Here is a 17,001-nt window from a genome sequence, read left to right as displayed (position 1 = left end):
TCCCACCCCCATGCTCTCCTACACATCTTGTTTCGGGTGCCCTGCAAAGGGTGAAACGGGAAACCGGTGACTCATGCACACACGCATGACAGTCCGGTGCTGCCCCCGCAACGGTAAGCGAGCGAAACGTCATATCCACTGTGCCAGCCGGCATGGGAAGGCGACGTTTTCAGGCATTGAGCCCCTCGCAAGCCCGGAGACCGGCCCGAAAAAATCAGATAACAAACCCGCGGTGGGCGGGCGCTGTTCAGAACTCTGCGTGCCTGGCTCGCGGGGTTTTCATGCGCTCGTTTCACCCTGACACCTGAAAGGGACGCGCCATGTCGATCATCAGCAGCACCTCGCACTCCGCCAGCAGCACCTCTACGTTGAGCCAACGCCTGACCGCCGCCATCGGCGCGTCGATCCTCGGCGCATGCCTGGTGTACTTCGCCGGTTTCTCGCACATCGAGGCCGTGCACAACGCCGCCCACGATACCCGCCACAGCGCCGCGTTCCCGTGCCACTGAGACCTGCCGACATGATCAAGCGTATCGCGCAAACCGCAGGTTTCACCGGTCTCCTGGCCGCCCTGCTGCTCACCCTGCTGCAAAGCTTCTGGGTCGCCCCGCTGATTCTGCAGGCGGAAACCTTTGAAAAGGCCCCAGCCGTCACTGAAGTGACACATGAACACGCTGCCGGTGCTGCCGCGCATACCCACGACGCCGAAGCCTGGGAGCCGGAAGATGGCTGGCAGCGCGTGCTGTCCACCACGGGCGGCAACCTGGTGGTCGCCGTCGGTTTCGCCCTGATGCTGGCCGGCCTGTACACCCTGCGCGCACCGACCCGCACGGCTCAAGGCCTGCTCTGGGGCCTGGCCGGTTATGCAACCTTTGTACTGGCGCCGACAATGGGCCTGCCGCCCGAGCTGCCAGGCACCGCCGCCGCCGACCTGGCGCTGCGCCAGACCTGGTGGATCGGCACCGCCGCCTCTACCGCTGCAGGTATCGCTTTGATCGTGTTCGGTCGCAACGGGTTGTTGAAAGTGCTGGGCGTGGCGATCCTTGCAGTGCCGCACGTAATCGGCGCGCCGCAGCCTGAGGTGCATTCGATGCTGGCACCGCAAGCCCTGGAAGCACAGTTCAAGATCGCTTCGCAGTTGACCAACGTCGCGTTCTGGCTGGCCTTGGGCCTGATCAGCGCCTGGCTGTTCCGCCGCAACCGCGACGATCAATACTCCGCATGACCCTGGTGGTCGGCCTGGGCTGCCAGCGCGGCTGTGATGCTCATACCCTGCTGGGCCTGTTTGATGCCGCCCTCGCCGAGGGCGGTATCGAGCGCCAGCGCATCACCGCACTGGCCAGTATCGCGCGCAAACAGGATGAACCGGGACTACTGGCACTGGCCGCGGCCCTGAACCTGCCGCTGCGTTGTTTCAGCGCAGAACAACTGGCGCCTTTCGCAGACCGCCTGAGCCACAAATCCGCGATCGCCTTTGCCCATACCGGCTGTTACGGCATCGCCGAAAGCGCCGCCCTGGCACTTGCCGAACACCTTGCTGACGCCCCTGCCCGCCTGCTGATCACGCGCAAAAAAACCGCGCAGGCCACCTTTGCATTGGCTTGCGCCGGCTGAAATCCCGATAATCGTCCTTCCCGATCATGAACAATATTCATGCTCGCCCGTTTTTCGACAGGAATCACCATGACCGTCTACTTCATCGGCGCAGGCCCCGGCGACCCGGAATTGATCACCGTCAAAGGCCAGCGGCTGATCCGCAGTTGCCCGGTGATCATCTATGCCGGCTCGCTGGTACCCGCTGCCGTGCTGGAAGGCCATCAGGCAGAAACCGTGGTCAACAGCGCCGAACTGCATCTGGAACAGATCATCGACCTGATCAAGACCGCCCATGCCAAAGGCCAGGACGTCGCCCGCGTGCACTCCGGCGACCCGAGCCTGTATGGGGCGATTGGCGAACAGATCCGCCATCTGCGCGAGTGGGGTATCCCGTTCCAGATCATCCCCGGCGTGACCGCAGTCGCCGCGTGTGCGGCGTTGTTGGAAACGGAACTGACCCTGCCCGACATCGCACAGAGCGTGATCCTGACCCGCTACGCCGATAAAACCAGGATGCCCGCCGGTGAAGACTTCGACAGCCTGGCGCGACATGGCACGACCATGGCGATTCACCTTGGGGTCAACCACCTGGAAAAGATCGTCGCCGAACTGTTGCCACACTATGGCGCCGATTGCCCGATTGCCGTGGTGCACCGGGCGACTTGGCCGGACCAGGATTGGGCGGTGGGCACGCTGAGTGACATTGCCGGGAAGGTGGCGGCGAAAGGGTTTCGGCGCACGGCGCTGATCGTGGTGGGCCGGGTGTTGGCGAGTGACAGTTTCAGTGAGTCGTCGCTGTACCGGGCCGGGCATGCGCATCTGTACCGACCATGACAATCAACATGCACTTTTAGTCGCAAGTAGATGATTTAAATTAGTAAATTAAAATAAAAATACCGCAGCGGGCTTACTTCAACAGTTAATCTTGTTTGTTAGATAATTAACGCAAGCCATTGAATTTTAATCATAAAAAAAACGGCGCTCACGGGGCGCCGTTTTTCTGTCCGCAGTGAACACCTTACTCAGTAGTAGGCGTTTTCTTTCTGCGTGTGGTCGGTCACGTCACGGACACCCTTGAGCTCCGGAATACGCTCGAGCAAGGTGCGCTCGATGCCTTCACGCAAGGTCACATCCGCCTGACCGCAGCCCTGGCAGCCGCCACCGAACTTGAGCACGGCGATACCGTCATCGACCACGTCGATCAGGCTGACCTGACCCCCATGGCTGGCCAGCCCAGGGTTGATCTCGGTTTGCAGGTAGTAGTTGATGCGCTCGTTGACCGGGCTGTCGGCGTTGACGTTCGGCACCTTGGCGTTCGGCGCCTTGATGGTCAATTGGCCACCCATACGGTCGGTGGCGTAGTCGACCACGGCGTCGTCGAGGAAGGCTTCGCTGAAGGCGTCGATGTACGCGGTGAAGCTTTTGAGCCCCAGGGCGGTGTCTTCAGGTTTCTCTTCCCCTGGCTTGCAGTAGGCAATGCACGTTTCAGCGTATTGGGTGCCGGGCTGGGTGATAAAGACGCGGATGCCGATACCTGGGGTGTTCTGCTTGGACAGCAGGTCAGCCAGGTAATCGTGGGCGGCGTCGGTAATGGTTATGGCAGTCATGGAAACTCCTCACAGGCTTGCCGGCAGTTTACGCCAAAATATTACGCAGGTACAAAGTCCTAGTGTTTTTGTCGGGATAGTGGGTTTTTTGAGGGGTGTGCCTACCTGTTATTTGTGTTTAACGGGCGCCTAAGATCAAAAGCAGGCTGATATCTACCTGATGCATGGAGATCAAACTGTGGGAGGGGGCTTGCTCCCGATGGCGGTGTGTCAGTTGATGCATCTATAGCTGTCCCACTGCTATCGGGGGCAAGCCCCCTCCCACACTTTTAACCGAGTACGGCACACACAACACCGCTCGGCTGCAATGCCGCCGCGCTTTTGATCTTAGCCGCCCAAATCAATGTCGGATTACGGGCACACCGAGCGTTGGGGCAAGAGCCTTTGGTTACTTTTCAAATAACGGATATGCCCCTTCCCCCTCTCACAAGTTCTCATACCGATTCATATCCAACACCCCCTCTTCCACCGGCGTGGTCTCACGGATGTACCGCGACAAATCATGGAAATATTGCCAAAACAACGGATGACTACGCCGCACACCCCACCGATCCACAATCTTCTCAAACCGCTTGGCATCGTGAGCCTGCTCCATCTGCGCAACAAACTCCGGCACTTCCTGAGCCGGGATATTGAACATGAAGTTCGGGTAGCTGCTGAGCACGCCCGGATAGAGGGTCAACGTGTCCAGGCCCGGTTGGTAGCGATACGCCTCCCCCAGCAGAAACGCCACGTTACTGTGGGCCCGGTTGCGCAGCATGCTGTAGACCACGCGCTTGCCGCCGGCCGTCTCGACACGCAGCATCGTGGCCTCGGGCAGTTGGTCGATGACCTTGAGCCCGGCGGCCGGGCGCGACGTCAAGCGGCTAAGCGCCTGCTCCGCATCCTGTAAGGCCGGATCAACACCGTCACGGGAACAATACGCACCCCTGCAACGGTTGATCGGATCCGGACTGGCGTTCAAATCGCCATAACGGCTAAGCAACTGCTTGGCAAAATCGCGCTTCGGGTCTTTTTCATCCAGATTCAGGCCGGTGGGCTTATCGTCATCAATCGCCTCGTAATCCAGCCACAACTTGAGCTTTCCGCTGTTCTGGTACCAGTCATCCATAAAGCCATCACGGGAATCAGCCGGCATCAGGCGCAGGAAGTTCTGCTCAGCGCCATTGCGGATCAAGTCGAAGTACAACCGCGTCTGGGCCTGGTGCGACACATTGCCGAACACATCGAAATTCACCGCCAACTGGTAATACGTACGCTCCAGCAGCGGGTAGTCGAACAGCCACATCGTCTGCGGCACTTCGCCGATCAGGCCTTTGGTCACCGAGGCACTGTCGAAGTGGCGGAAGATGCTCAGCAAGGCATTGTCATTGCCCGCCCACAGGCTCGACCAACTCGGCGGCGGCAGGTCGGCGTAGCTGTCACGGCGCAGGGCCTCGTACTCATTGCGCTTGTCACGGTAGGCCAGCCATAGGCTGAGTACACTGCCGACGTCATCGTTCTGCCCAGGCATGGCCAGCAATGGCGTGGCCTGGCCGCGATAGCGCGCATCAGTGATGTACAAGTCGTGGTCCGGGTCCTGGAACAGCGTCCAGAAGTTGTCGCGGATCACGTCCGTGGCGATCTGCCCACGGCACACCGGCCCGCGAATAAAGGTGCGTACGAAGTATTCGGCGTTATCCAGCATGAACTGGTAGCGCGCCTTGGCCGGGATGGCTTCGAAGGTTTCGAACGGGTTGGCGCGCCGGCCCGGGCCGTAGCCCGGCAAGGCGTTGACCTGCCAGTTATCGGCGTAGAACAACGCCTTGATGCGCGCCATCTTCTCGGCACTGAACGGGTACGTGATGTGGGTTTTATGCACGATCACGCCCTGCACCGGCCACAGGCGGTAATACACACGGGTGCCGGGGTCATCATTAGGGCGTCGGGTGGCAATCAGGTCGATCGGTTGACCGCTCGGCGTGCGCGAACGCACCCACTGGAAGAAATGCCCCGGCTCGCCGTTCTCAAAGTAGATATGGGCGAGGAACAAATGCTCGAACAACCAGCGCGCCACGAGGCTTTCGCGGGCGCCGGGCTGGTTGAACAGGTTCTCCCACTGTTGCACCTGCAGGGCTTCCTTGGCGCTTGGCGCCAGGCCTTGCTCATCAATCGGCGCGCCGGAAGCCAGCCAGCGTTGCAGGGTCTGGTATTGCTGGTCGGTCAGGCCGGTGACCGCCAGCGGCATGCCTTCCTTGGGATGGGCACCGGCGTAGGCATTGAACTCGCCGGGCATGGCGCACAGGTTTTCGCGGTTCAGGCCCAGCACGATGTCATCCGGCAGCTTGGCATTGGGCGCCAGCGGGGCGTTATGGCCCAACTCCAGCATGCGCGCCATCAAGGCGGCCTGGCTGCCCTGGGCGTCCAGCACCGAGTAGAAGCCCTTCTGCTGCCAGGCTTGCTTGCCAAAGGCGTCATAGAACAACCGGGTGGTCGGGGTGGCCTGGCTGCGTTCGCCATCGTAGACCGGCATTTTGCTCGCTCCGCGCGCCGCCCCCTCGGCACTGCCCAGGTTGAGTTGGCAGGCGGAGTCGTAGCAGGCATGGCAGGCCACGCATTTCTCGGTAAAAATCGGTTGAATGTCGCGGGTGTACGAAATCGCCGGGGCGGGTCCGTCGGCCTGCGCAATGCAGGCGACCAGTGCCAGGACGGCGCTGGTAATGAGGCGAAGTGACATGTATCCGGTCCCGATTCAATGCGTGCGCTGAAAAATTGCCGTGATTCTACCGATGTCGACAGGCCACCAACTTGAACGATATTCATGCAAAACCTGGACATGCCGCAAATCGGCACAGGTTTGCTATGATCCACGCCCTCCGTAATGCCTGACCAGAGTAGTCCCATGTCCGATCGTAGCGTTCGTCTGCAAGCCCTTCATCAAGCCCTCAAGGAACGTATCCTGATCCTCGACGGCGGTATGGGCACGATGATCCAGAGCTACAAGCTGGAGGAGCAGGATTACCGTGGCAAACGCTTCGCCGACTGGCCAAGCGACGTCAAGGGTAACAACGACCTGCTGGTGATCACCCGTCCGGACGTGATCGGCGGTATCGAAAAAGCCTACCTGGATGCCGGTGCCGACATCCTCGAAACCAACACCTTCAACGCCACCCGCATTTCCATGGCCGACTACGGCATGGAAGAACTGGCCTACGAACTGAACGTAGAAGGCGCACGCCTGGCGCGCAAGATCGCCGACGCCAAGACCCTCGAGAACCCGGCCAAGCCGCGCTTCGTCGCCGGCGTGCTCGGCCCGACCAGCCGCACCTGCTCGTTGTCGCCGGACGTGAACAACCCCGGCTACCGCAACGTGACCTTCGATGAACTGGTGGAAAACTACACCGAGGCCACCCAAGGCCTGATCGAAGGCGGCGCAGACCTGATCCTGATCGAGACCATCTTCGACACCCTCAACGCCAAGGCTGCGATCTTCGCCGTGCAAGGCGTGTTCGAAACATTGAATATCGAACTGCCGATCATGATCTCCGGCACCATCACCGACGCCTCCGGCCGTACCCTGTCGGGCCAGACCACCGAAGCGTTCTGGAACTCCGTGGCCCATGCCAAGCCGATTTCGGTGGGCCTGAACTGCGCCTTGGGCGCCAGCGAACTGCGTCCGTACCTGGAAGAGTTGTCGAACAAGGCCAGCACCCACGTTTCCGCACACCCGAACGCCGGCCTGCCGAACGAATTCGGCGAGTACGATGAATTGCCGTCGGAAACCGCCAAGGTCATCGAAGAATTCGCCCAGAGCGGCTTCCTCAACATCGTCGGCGGCTGCTGCGGCACCACGCCGGGCCACATCGAGGCCATCGCCAAGGCCGTGGCCGGGTATGCGCCGCGTGTGATCCCGGACATTCCCAAGGCCTGCCGCCTGTCGGGCCTGGAGCCGTTCACCATTGATCGCAGCTCACTGTTCGTCAACGTCGGCGAGCGTACCAATATCACCGGTTCGGCGCGCTTTGCCCGCCTGATCCGTGAAGACAACTACACCGAAGCCCTCGAAGTGGCCCTGCAGCAGGTGGAAGCCGGCGCCCAGGTGATCGACATCAACATGGACGAGGGCATGCTTGATTCGAAGAAGGCCATGGTGACCTTCCTCAATCTGATTGCCGGCGAGCCGGACATCTCCCGCGTCCCGATCATGATCGACTCCTCCAAATGGGAAGTGATCGAAGCCGGCCTCAAGTGCATCCAGGGCAAGGGCATCGTCAACTCCATCAGCATGAAGGAAGGCGTCGAGCAGTTCATTCACCACGCCAAGCTGTGCAAGCGCTACGGTGCCGCCGTGGTGGTGATGGCGTTCGACGAAGCCGGCCAGGCCGACACCGAAGCGCGCAAGAAAGAGATCTGCAAACGCTCCTACGACATCCTGGTGAATGAAGTCGGCTTCCCGCCGGAAGACATCATCTTCGACCCGAACATCTTCGCGGTCGCCACCGGTATCGAAGAGCACAACAACTACGCGGTCGATTTCATCAATGCCTGCGCCTATATTCGTGACGAATTGCCGTATGCGCTGACCTCCGGCGGCGTGTCCAACGTGTCGTTCTCGTTCCGTGGCAACAACCCGGTGCGCGAGGCGATCCACTCGGTGTTCCTGCTCTACGCAATCCGCAACGGTCTGACCATGGGCATCGTCAACGCCGGCCAACTGGAGATCTACGACCAGATCCCGGCCGAACTGCGCGATGCGGTGGAAGACGTGGTGCTCAACCGTACCCCGGAAGGCACCGATGCCCTCCTCGCCATTGCCGACAAGTACAAAGGCGACGGCAGCGTCAAGGAAACCGAGACTGAGGAATGGCGTGGCTGGCCAGTGAACAAGCGCCTGGAACATGCGCTGGTCAAGGGCATCACCACCCACATTGTTGAAGACACCGAGGAGTCACGGCAGTCGTTCGCGCGTCCGATTGAGGTGATCGAAGGCCCGCTGATGTCCGGCATGAACATCGTCGGCGACCTGTTCGGCGCCGGCAAAATGTTCTTGCCCCAGGTGGTCAAATCCGCCCGCGTGATGAAACAGGCCGTGGCCCACTTGATCCCGTTCATCGAGCTGGAAAAAGGCGACAAGCCGGAAGCCAAGGGCAAGATCCTCATGGCCACCGTGAAAGGCGACGTGCACGACATCGGCAAGAACATCGTCGGCGTGGTGCTCGGTTGCAACGGTTATGACATTGTCGACCTGGGCGTGATGGTGCCCGCAGAGAAAATCCTGCAGGTGGCCAAGGAGCAGAAGTGCGACATCATCGGCCTGTCCGGCCTGATTACGCCGTCCCTGGACGAAATGGTGCATGTGGCCCGCGAGATGCAGCGCCAGGACTTCCACCTGCCGCTGATGATCGGTGGCGCCACCACCTCCAAGGCGCACACGGCGGTGAAGATCGAGCCCAAGTACAGCAACGATGCAGTGATCTACGTCACCGACGCCTCGCGCGCCGTGGGTGTGGCGACGCAGCTGCTGTCCAAGGAACTCAAGGCCGGCTTCGTCGAGAAGACCCGCCTGGAATACATCGACGTGCGTGAACGGACGTCCAACCGCAGCGCGCGTACTGAGCGCCTGAGTTACCCGGCGGCCATCGCCAAGAAGCCGCAGTTCGACTGGAGCACCTACACCCCGGTGGTGCCGACCTTTACCGGCGCCAAGGTACTGGACAATATCGATCTCAAGGTACTGGCCGAATACATCGACTGGACGCCGTTCTTCATCTCCTGGGACCTGGCCGGTAAATTCCCGCGCATCCTCGAAGACGAAGTGGTCGGCGAAGCCGCTACCGCGCTGTATGCCGACGCCCAGGAAATGCTCAACAAGCTGATTGACGAAAAACTCATCAGCGCCCGCGCCGTGTTCGGCTTCTGGCCGACCAACCAGGTGCAGGACGATGACCTGGAAGTCTACGGTGACGATGGCCAGCCGATTGCCAAGCTGCACCACCTGCGCCAGCAGATCATCAAGACCGACGGCAAGCCGAACTTCTCCCTGGCTGACTTCGTAGCACCAAAAGACAGCGGTGTGACCGACTACATCGGTGGTTTCATCACCACCGCCGGCATCGGCGCCGAAGAGGTGGCCAAGGCTTATCAGGACGCCGGCGACGACTACAACTCGATCATGGTCAAGGCGCTGGCCGACCGTCTGGCCGAAGCCTGCGCCGAGTGGCTGCACCAGCAAGTGCGTAAAGAGCACTGGGGCTACGCCAAGGACGAGCAATTGGATAACGAGGCGCTGATCAAGGAGCAGTACAGCGGTATCCGCCCTGCGCCCGGCTACCCGGCGTGCCCGGACCACACCGAGAAAGCCCAGCTGTTTCAACTGCTGGACCCTGAAGCCCGCGAAATGCAGGCGGGCCGCAGCGGCGTGTTCCTCACCGAGCACTACGCAATGTTCCCGGCAGCGGCGGTCAGTGGCTGGTACTTCGCCCACCCACAGGCGCAGTACTTTGCCGTGGGCAAGGTCGACAAGGACCAGGTGGCGAGCTACACCGCCCGCAAAGGCCAGGACCTGAGCGTGAGCGAGCGGTGGCTGGCACCGAACCTGGGGTATGACAACTGATCAGCCGGACGCTTGCCGGGCTAGTTGCCCAGTTCGGCGATTTCGCGGGTGGAGAGTTCTCTTCTCAACCCGCGTAGCTCAACCTCATTGGCTTTTTGCAACGCATCGACTTGCTCGAGATACGCTGGATTGATGTCAGGATACTGCTCTTCCAGAGTCTCCGATTGGTCGGCCAGCGTCTGTTGCACCTTAGCGAAATCGGTTGGGTATTTTTCCTGCAGATAACTTTTCCAGTAGTCACGCGTGATCAGTTGCTCGATAAACGCCGGGGTTTGTTCCTCGGCCATCACGCTGGCGTAGGCCACGTCCAGGTCAGCAGCCTGTACCCCTGACACGCCGCGGTAAAGCATGGTAGAGGGCTGCGTGGGGAGATCCAGGCGTTGCGCCAACCCGGTTCGATACGCCAGGCGGATCTCCGCCGGGTCCGTGCCAGGGAAGCGCTGAATGCGCTTTCTCGCCAGCGCCTCAACCTCCCCCAGCCGGTTCAACCGCGCCTGCATTGACGCGGTGATCGTCAGTTCATTTCCCGCCAGATTCAGTTCGCTCAGTTGCCCCAACGTCTCAAGGGCCCGTGGCAGCTCCGTCAGTTTATTGCCACTCAGGTTGAGCACCCGCAGCTCAGGAAAGCTGCGCAGGAAGTCATCGACCTGCGTTGCAGATAGCTTTGCATCCGACAGGATCAGGTGACGGATCTGGGGAAATACCTCATCCCCCAGCGCCGGCAGATCACCTGGCGCGCCATAGTTCGTCAGGTCCAATACCTCGTTCAACGGCTCGCGCCCCAAACCCGAGTACTCACGGTCCAACACTGTGCGCAGTGTCTGCGCACCGATACGAGACGGGCCAGCCACCGGCTCGCGCGCCCCATACCGGGCAGCCAGCGCATCACGCCGACATTTGCGAATCCTGTCGGCCAGCACCCGACGTTGTTCGACGAACATTTCCCCGCCATCGACGCGCACGGGCGACTCCTGCCACGTCACCAGCGCCTCGTCCGTGACGCGATAGCGCTCAAGCAATGCCTCGACATGATCCAGCAGCGCGCGCCCCGCCAGTCCGTCCTGCTTGAACGCTTGCAAGGCGTTGCCCGCCATCCCTCGGTCCTGACTATTCAACGTGCGAAGGCGCTGCAGACAGTACTGCGTGACCATCTGCGACTCATCCACCAGATGAGCCGGGTTTTCGTGCACGTAGTCAAACGCCCGCCTGAAGGCGCGGGGCTCCAGCGCCCCCCAGTTCAAGCGCAGGCTGCGCCATAATGGCTCGTGCCCACTGAACAGCGCATCGGGCAGCGAGGGGATATCCAGGCCTGCCAGGTCCAGCGACGCCAAGCCTGCATGCGCGAGAAGCCCCGTCGGCCATTGATTCGACGGCCCCGCCAGGGTCAAGTCCCGCAAGTTCGTCAACACACTGTAATCCAAGGCTGGAAGTTGACCGGTCAGGTGTAACTTCTTCAGTTGAGTCATCCCCTGCAACGCTTGCACCAGGTCTGGCGAGTACCGGCAAATGCGTGGGAAAGACCAGCGTAGTCCCAGGCTTGCGTGGGGCTGAGCCGATAATCAGCACATCGCTCAATGCCGCGCCCAGCACGGTCAATTGGCTGTACACCACCGGGTAGCCATCCAGCATTGGCCCAGGCTGGCCATCGAGTATCGCCAGTAAGGTCGCGTAGGCCGTTTCATCAAGATTGGATTGCAAGCGCGCAATGTGCGCCTGCAAGCGCAAACCGGCCTTGTTGGCCGCGATTGTCTGCCGGCGTACCTCGTCGGCCGTGGCCGGGGTTTCAAACACCGCGCCAATGTGGTCCTGATACTGCGTGCCCAAGTCCAGTGTGCGACACAGTTGGGCAAATGCTTCGGGCTTGATCGCCAGTTTGTCACGAATGCGGTAACGCACCTTGCCAAACGGGTAGTGCTCAGTTTCATCGTAGCGGTGTTGTTCCAGTGCATCTTCTGGCGCCAAGGCGCTGGTTTCCTGCAGCGCCACCTCATCGAACGGCTCATCGGCCTCGAAGTTGCGCAGTGCCGCCTGCAACAGGCTCTGGGCGTCGGCACGATTGGGCGCGCGCAGATGGAACAGCTGGGTTTTGTTGACGTCCGGTGCCAGGCCAAAAGTGTCGCGCAACGCCTGGTTGAGCAACGGTGTGGCGAAGTCGGTAAGGGTCTTGAAGCTCGCCAGGGTCTTGGCCAGGGTTTGACTGGCGGACAAGTAGCCGGCCTGGCTATCCAGCAATGCTCGGCGCAACTCAGGCCGGGCACTGGCAAAAAGCTCAGGCTGGGCGGCTGTTAACGCCTGCAGCGGGTCGCGCGCGCGATGCAATCGCTGGATGTCGGCGGTCGTCAGCTGTTCGAGCCACTTGGGCAGGCGTCCTTTGATAAAAGTGACGTGAAGCCCCTCGCTGAGGGGGCTGTCGAGTGGTGACATGAGGCATGGGTTCCTGATGCTGTTTAGGGAGCCTCAGGACATCACGCGGATCAACGGGCGAAGCGGTGCATAGTTGCGCGGGTTCTGTTGTGTTGGTTTCGCTGCGGTCATTGCCGCGGAACTGACTATGCTGGATACACAGGGCGCTAACCCTGAACCGGGAGGGTGTTATGGACGACTCAGGCAACAAACCGCCAACGTTCTGGCAAATGCTCCACAGCGTGGTCGCTGCCGCCTTCGGCGTGCAAAGCGGGAAGAATCGCGCACGTGACTTCACGCACGGCAAGCCCAGCCACTTTGTCGTCCTGGGCATTCTGTTCACGGCCGTGTTCGCCTTGACGCTGTTCGGCATCGTCAAGCTGGTGTTGCACTTGGCGGGGGTGTAGAGCACGCGAAATAAGGGAACGGGCAGGCCGTTCCCTTATTCCGGATGTTACGGGTCCTGCTGCGGATCTCGCCCTCTTCCTACTGATGGCTGACCCAGAACACGGCGGTTCCCACCACCAGGATGATCAGGAACAGAATGGCCCAGGCATCAACGGTGCTGTCGGGTTTACGGGCTTTTGTCGAATTGCTCATCGCATCGCCTCTTGTCGGTTTTATAGGTGATTGCATTAAGACTCGACCACAGTAAAGTCCACACTTGCCCCTATGACAAATGTGGATATCGAGATAATCAATCTCATTAGTCGATTTGGTTCTTTGCATATACTCAAACATCACTTTTGCGCATAAACGCAAACTGGTATCGTGCCCCCGCTCCGTTGGGAGTGCGCGGCCGTGCGCGCAGATTTGCCGAGAACAGGACCTATATGTACGTATACGACGAATACGATCAGCGCATCATCGAGGACCGCGTCAAGCAGTTCCGTGATCAGACCCGACGCTACCTAGCAGGTGAACTGAGCGAAGAAGAGTTCCGCCCTCTGCGCCTGCAAAATGGCCTTTATGTTCAGCGCTTTGCGCCGATGCTGCGGGTGGCCGTGCCTTATGGCCAACTGACTTCGCGCCAGACGCGCATGATGGCCAAGATTGCCCGTGACTTCGACAAAGGCTATGCCCACATCAGTACCCGCCAGAACGTACAGTTCAACTGGCCGGCCCTGGAAGATGTGCCGGACATCCTGGCTGAACTGGCGACCGTGCAAATGCACGCCATTCAGACCAGCGGTAACTGCCTGCGCAACGTGACCACCGACCAATTCGCCGGCGTGGCCGCTGACGAACTGATCGACCCACGCCCCTGGTGCGAAATCGTCCGTCAATGGACCACCTTCCACCCAGAATTCGCCTACCTGCCGCGCAAGTTCAAGATCGCCATCAATGGCTCGACCTCGGACCGCGCTGCCATCGAAGTGCACGATATCGGCCTGGAGCCGGTGCACAACGCGGCCGGCGAGCTGGGTTTCCGTGTACTGGTCGGCGGTGGCCTGGGCCGTACGCCCGTGGTCGGCGCGTTTATCAACGAGTTCCTGCCGTGGCAGGACCTGTTGAGCTACCTCGACGCCATCCTGCGGGTCTACAACCGCTACGGCCGTCGTGACAACAAATACAAGGCCCGGATCAAGATCCTGGTAAAAGCGCTGACCCCTGAGGTTTTCGCCCAGAAAGTCGACGCCGAGATGGAACACCTGCGCGGCGGCCAGACCACCCTGACCGAAGCCGAAGTGCACCGCGTCGCCAAACACTTCGTCGACCCTGAGTACAAGGCCCTGAGCAATCAGGACGCCGAGCTCGCAGCGCTGGATAAAGAGCATCCAGGCTTCGCCCGCTGGCGCACCCGCAACACCCTGGCGCACAAGAAGCCGGGTTATGTGGCGGTCACCCTGTCGCTGAAACCAACCGGTGTTGCACCGGGCGATATCACCGACAAGCAGCTGGACGCCGTGGCCGACCTGGCCGAGCGCTACAGCTTCGGCCAACTGCGCACCTCCCACGAGCAGAACATCATCCTGGCGGACGTGGAGCAGAGCCAACTGTTCACCCTGTGGGGCGAGCTGCGCGAAGGCGGTTTCGCCACGCCGAACATCGGCCTGCTGACCGACATCATCTGCTGCCCGGGCGGCGACTTCTGCTCCCTGGCCAACGCCAAGTCGATCCCGATCGCCGAATCGATCCAGCGCCGTTTCGACGACCTGGACTACCTGTTCGACATCGGCGAGCTGGACCTGAACATCTCCGGTTGCATGAACGCCTGTGGTCACCACCACGTCGGCCACATCGGCATCCTGGGCGTGGACAAGAAAGGCGAAGAATTCTACCAAGTGTCCCTGGGTGGCAGCGCCAGCCGCGATGCGAGCCTGGGCAAGATCCTCGGCCCGTCCTTCGCCCAGGAAGCCATGCCCGAGGTGATCGGCAAGCTGATCGACGTGTACATCGAACAGCGCACCGAAGATGAGCGTTTCATCGACACCTACCAGCGCATCGGCATTGACCTGTTCAAGGAGCGCGTCTATGCAGCGAATCATTAAGAACAACGAAGTCCTCGACGAAACCTGGCACCTGCTGCCCAAGGACGCGAGCTTCGACGGCATCTCCAACTGCGACGACCTGATCGTGCCGTTGGCACTGTGGCGCGAACACGGCCACGCCCTCAAGGCCCGCGATGGCGGCCTGGGTGTGTGGCTGGACGCCGATGAAGAAGCCGAAGAAATCGGTGAGGACGTGGAACACTTCCAAGTCATCGCCCTGAACTTCCCGGCCTTCACCGACGGGCGTAACTACTCCAACGCACGCCTGCTGCGCGACCGTTACGGTTACAAAGGCGAGCTGCGCGCGATTGGCGACGTGCTGCGCGACCAACTGTTCTACCTGCGCCGCTGCGGGTTCGATGCCTTCGCCCTGCGCGCCGACAAAGACCCGTACGAAGCGCTGGAAAGCCTCAAGGACTTCTCGGTGACGTACCAGGCGGCAACGGATGAACCGCTGCCGTTGTTCCGTCGGCGCTGAGTCTCAAATGTGGGAGGGGGCTTGCCCCCGATGGCGGTGGATCAGTCAATGAATCTGTTGACTGGCCCTCTGCTATCGGGGGCAAGCCCCCTCCCACATTGGCATCTACTTGCTCTGTAGACCGGTCTTGATCGACGCCAGCACCTGCTTCTGCCCCATCGAACACGGCACGCCTTCCGGCTGCGCCCGCACTGCCTCGATCACCCCCAGCAACTGCGCCTTGCTGTGGGCTAACTGCGCCTGCATCTCTTCGATCTGCACGACCTTGCATTCCAGTGCCTCAATCAACGCCTCGCGCTTGTGCTCGCCCGGCGCAGGCATCAGCGCCTTGAGTTCCTGCAAGGTAAAACCTGCCTGCTGCGCGCTCTGGATCAGTTGCAGGGTTTGCAGCGCCTCCGGCGCGTAACGCCGGTAACCGTTTGCCTGGCGCCCCACCTGGCTGATCAGCCCTTCGGCCTCATAAAAGCGGATCCGCGACGCCGCCAGCCCGCTCTGCTTTGCCAGCTCACCAATATTCATCACCGCACCTGCTTGACATTAAAGTTAACTTTAAGCTTAGCCTGAGACCTCCCCTGCTCAGGAGTCAACCCATGTCACCCTTTGAAGCCCTGCAACTGCCCAATGGCCAAGTCCTCTCCAACCGCATCGCCAAAGCGGCGATGGAAGAAAACATGGCCGATGGCAATCAGGCGCCGTCCCGTGAATTGAAGCAGCTTTACAAAGCCTGGGCCGCCGGTAATCCCGGTTTGTTGATCACCGGCAACGTGATGGTCGACCGCCGCGCCATGACCGGCCCCGGCGGCGTGGCCCTTGAGGGTGAGCAATACCTGGCGAGCTTCAGTGAGTGGGCCGACGTCGCCCGCGGCAACGGCGTGCACTTCTGGGTACAACTCAGCCACCCAGGCCGCCAGACGCCGGCCAACCTACGCCAGCAAGCCATTGCACCGTCCGCCGTGGCACTCGACCTCGGTGGTTTCTCGAAGATGTTTGCCACGCCCAAGGCCATGACCGAAGACGACATCCAGGACGTGATCCAGCGCTTTGCCACCAGCGCACGCCTGGCCGAAAAAGCCGGGTTCACCGGCGTGCAGATCCACGGCGCCCATGGCTACTTGCTCAGTCAGTTCCTGTCGCCACTGAGCAACCAACGCACCGACCGCTGGGGCGGCGCCCTGGAGAACCGCGCACGCCTGTTGCTGGAAGTGATCCGTGCGGTACGCGCCAGCGTCAGCCCGTCGTTTTGTGTCGCCGTCAAACTCAACTCTGCCGACTTCCAACGTGGCGGTTTTGCAGAAGCCGATGCACGTGCCGTGGTCGAAATGCTCAACCCGCTGCCCATCGACCTGCTGGAGTTATCCGGTGGCAGTTACGAAGCACCCGCCATGCAAGGCGAAGCGCGTGACGGCCGCACCCTGGCGCGTGAGGCGTACTTCCTTGAGTTCGCCAGTCAACTGGCGACCATCGCCAAGATGCCGGTGATGGTCACCGGCGGCATCCGGCGCCTGCCCATCGTGCAACAGGTACTGGACAGTGGCGTCGCCATGGCCGGGATCGCCACCGCCCTGACGCTGGAACCCCACTTGATCCAGCACTGGCGCGAAGGCCGCGACCCCAACCCGCAACTCAAGCCTATCGACTGGCAACGCAAGCCCCTGGCCTCCCTCGCCATACTCGCCGTGGTGCGCTACCAGATGCGCCGCCTCAGCCGCGGCCATTCGCCCAAAGCCAACGTCGTGCCGTGCATGGCGCTGGTGCGCGACCAATGGTTTCTGGCGCGGCGCACGCGGCAGTACCGGGCGGCCATGACGCAATCTTCACATTAAAGGCGGAGCA

Annotated in this window: 14 protein-coding genes and 1 riboswitch; of the genes, 9 read left to right on the top strand and 5 right to left on the bottom strand. The window is 61.1% G+C overall.

Annotated elements, in window-relative coordinates:
• Positions 1–17 precede the first annotated feature (17 nt).
• Positions 18–223: riboswitch (cobalamin riboswitch) on the top strand.
• A gap of 97 nt (positions 224–320) precedes the next feature.
• The 4 genes from K7431_RS28250 (at position 321) to cobM (ending at position 2,430) form a co-directional block, all read left to right on the top strand.
• A complete protein-coding gene (locus K7431_RS28250; RefSeq protein ID WP_012723860.1) occupies positions 321–509 on the top strand; it encodes a CbtB domain-containing protein in 189 nt (62 codons plus the stop codon).
• 11 nt (positions 510–520) lie between these two features.
• Positions 521–1,225: a CbtA family protein gene (locus tag K7431_RS28245; protein WP_043205253.1), complete on the top strand. Its 705-nt coding sequence runs from the start codon at positions 521–523 to the stop codon at positions 1,223–1,225.
• Positions 1,222–1,614 (top strand): cobalamin biosynthesis protein, encoded by a 393-nt coding sequence (locus tag K7431_RS28240; protein ID WP_012723858.1) that lies wholly within the window; start codon positions 1,222–1,224, stop codon positions 1,612–1,614. Before K7431_RS28245 ends, K7431_RS28240 begins: the two co-directional genes overlap by 4 nt.
• A gap of 69 nt (positions 1,615–1,683) precedes the next feature.
• Positions 1,684–2,430, top strand: coding sequence for a precorrin-4 C(11)-methyltransferase (gene cobM, locus K7431_RS28235; protein WP_012723857.1), 747 nt, complete (start codon positions 1,684–1,686; stop codon positions 2,428–2,430).
• A 188-nt stretch (positions 2,431–2,618) separates the two neighbouring features.
• On the opposite strand, the gene nfuA is transcribed toward cobM, so the two are convergent.
• Positions 2,619–3,203, bottom strand: coding sequence for a Fe-S biogenesis protein NfuA (gene nfuA, locus K7431_RS28230; RefSeq protein ID WP_003190728.1), 585 nt, complete (start codon positions 3,201–3,203; stop codon positions 2,619–2,621).
• A gap of 424 nt (positions 3,204–3,627) precedes the next feature.
• On the bottom strand, positions 3,628–5,919 hold the full coding sequence (locus K7431_RS28225; RefSeq protein WP_012723856.1) for a fatty acid cis/trans isomerase: 2,292 nt from the start codon (positions 5,917–5,919) through the stop codon (positions 3,628–3,630).
• Positions 5,920–6,084: 165 nt separating this feature from the next.
• Here K7431_RS28225 and metH point away from each other — a divergent pair, with 165 nt between their 5' ends.
• Positions 6,085–9,795 carry a methionine synthase gene (metH, locus tag K7431_RS28220; RefSeq protein WP_012723855.1) on the top strand — a complete coding sequence of 1,237 codons (3,711 nt, stop codon included), beginning with the start codon at positions 6,085–6,087 and terminating at the stop codon, positions 9,793–9,795.
• Between the two features lie 20 nt (positions 9,796–9,815).
• Here metH and K7431_RS28215 read toward each other — a convergent pair whose 3' ends face one another.
• Together K7431_RS28215 and K7431_RS28210 are read right to left on the bottom strand one after the other, a co-directional pair.
• On the bottom strand, positions 9,816–10,736 hold the full coding sequence (locus K7431_RS28215) for an NEL-type E3 ubiquitin ligase domain-containing protein (RefSeq protein WP_224265962.1): 921 nt from the start codon (positions 10,734–10,736) through the stop codon (positions 9,816–9,818).
• A gap of 253 nt (positions 10,737–10,989) precedes the next feature.
• On the bottom strand, positions 10,990–12,219 hold the full coding sequence (locus K7431_RS28210) for a dermonecrotic toxin domain-containing protein (RefSeq protein WP_043205249.1): 1,230 nt from the start codon (positions 12,217–12,219) through the stop codon (positions 10,990–10,992).
• A gap of 170 nt (positions 12,220–12,389) precedes the next feature.
• On the opposite strand from K7431_RS28210, the gene K7431_RS28205 reads away from it, so the two are divergent.
• The 3 genes from K7431_RS28205 (at position 12,390) to K7431_RS28195 (ending at position 15,168) form a co-directional block, all read left to right on the top strand.
• Positions 12,390–12,605: a DUF2970 domain-containing protein gene (locus K7431_RS28205; protein ID WP_012723854.1), complete on the top strand. Its 216-nt coding sequence runs from the start codon at positions 12,390–12,392 to the stop codon at positions 12,603–12,605.
• Between the two features lie 426 nt (positions 12,606–13,031).
• Positions 13,032–14,690: a nitrite/sulfite reductase gene (locus K7431_RS28200; protein WP_012723853.1), complete on the top strand. Its 1,659-nt coding sequence runs from the start codon at positions 13,032–13,034 to the stop codon at positions 14,688–14,690.
• Positions 14,674–15,168 (top strand): DUF934 domain-containing protein, encoded by a 495-nt coding sequence (locus tag K7431_RS28195; RefSeq protein ID WP_012723852.1) that lies wholly within the window; start codon positions 14,674–14,676, stop codon positions 15,166–15,168. The genes K7431_RS28200 and K7431_RS28195 overlap by 17 nt, the downstream gene beginning before the upstream one ends.
• 105 nt (positions 15,169–15,273) lie before the next feature.
• On the opposite strand, the gene K7431_RS28190 is transcribed toward K7431_RS28195, so the two are convergent.
• Complete coding sequence (locus K7431_RS28190; RefSeq protein ID WP_043205247.1) at positions 15,274–15,687, bottom strand: MerR family transcriptional regulator; 414 nt, start codon at positions 15,685–15,687, stop codon at positions 15,274–15,276.
• A gap of 71 nt (positions 15,688–15,758) precedes the next feature.
• Here K7431_RS28190 and K7431_RS28185 point away from each other — a divergent pair, with 71 nt between their 5' ends.
• A complete protein-coding gene (locus K7431_RS28185) occupies positions 15,759–16,991 on the top strand; it encodes an NADH:flavin oxidoreductase/NADH oxidase family protein (RefSeq protein ID WP_012723850.1) in 1,233 nt (410 codons plus the stop codon).
• Positions 16,992–17,001: the final 10 nt, after the last annotated feature.

The organism is Pseudomonas fluorescens group sp., assembly GCF_020093335.1.
Taxonomy (GTDB): Bacteria; Pseudomonadota; Gammaproteobacteria; order Pseudomonadales; family Pseudomonadaceae; genus Aquipseudomonas; species Aquipseudomonas petroselini.
Note: the sequence above shows the minus strand (reverse complement) of the source record. Positions and strands in the feature narration are given on the sequence as shown.

Bases quoted from the DNA above. Each gene is read 5' to 3' on its own strand.
- K7431_RS28250 (WP_012723860.1), top strand. From the start codon at position 321: ATGTCGATCATCAGCAGCACCTCGCACTCCGCCAGCAGCACCTCTACG.
- K7431_RS28245 (WP_043205253.1), top strand. From the start codon at position 521: ATGATCAAGCGTATCGCGCAAACCGCAGGTTTCACCGGTCTCCTGGCC.
- K7431_RS28240 (WP_012723858.1), top strand. From the start codon at position 1,222: ATGACCCTGGTGGTCGGCCTGGGCTGCCAGCGCGGCTGTGATGCTCAT.
- cobM (WP_012723857.1), top strand. From the start codon at position 1,684: ATGACCGTCTACTTCATCGGCGCAGGCCCCGGCGACCCGGAATTGATC.
- nfuA (WP_003190728.1), bottom strand. From the start codon at position 3,203: ATGACTGCCATAACCATTACCGACGCCGCCCACGATTACCTGGCTGAC.
- K7431_RS28225 (WP_012723856.1), bottom strand. From the start codon at position 5,919: ATGTCACTTCGCCTCATTACCAGCGCCGTCCTGGCACTGGTCGCCTGC.
- metH (WP_012723855.1), top strand. From the start codon at position 6,085: ATGTCCGATCGTAGCGTTCGTCTGCAAGCCCTTCATCAAGCCCTCAAG.
- K7431_RS28215 (WP_224265962.1), bottom strand. From the start codon at position 10,736: ATGTTCGTCGAACAACGTCGGGTGCTGGCCGACAGGATTCGCAAATGT.
- K7431_RS28210 (WP_043205249.1), bottom strand. From the start codon at position 12,219: ATGTCACCACTCGACAGCCCCCTCAGCGAGGGGCTTCACGTCACTTTT.
- K7431_RS28205 (WP_012723854.1), top strand. From the start codon at position 12,390: ATGGACGACTCAGGCAACAAACCGCCAACGTTCTGGCAAATGCTCCAC.
- K7431_RS28200 (WP_012723853.1), top strand. From the start codon at position 13,032: ATGTACGTATACGACGAATACGATCAGCGCATCATCGAGGACCGCGTC.
- K7431_RS28195 (WP_012723852.1), top strand. From the start codon at position 14,674: ATGCAGCGAATCATTAAGAACAACGAAGTCCTCGACGAAACCTGGCAC.
- K7431_RS28190 (WP_043205247.1), bottom strand. From the start codon at position 15,687: ATGAATATTGGTGAGCTGGCAAAGCAGAGCGGGCTGGCGGCGTCGCGG.
- K7431_RS28185 (WP_012723850.1), top strand. From the start codon at position 15,759: ATGTCACCCTTTGAAGCCCTGCAACTGCCCAATGGCCAAGTCCTCTCC.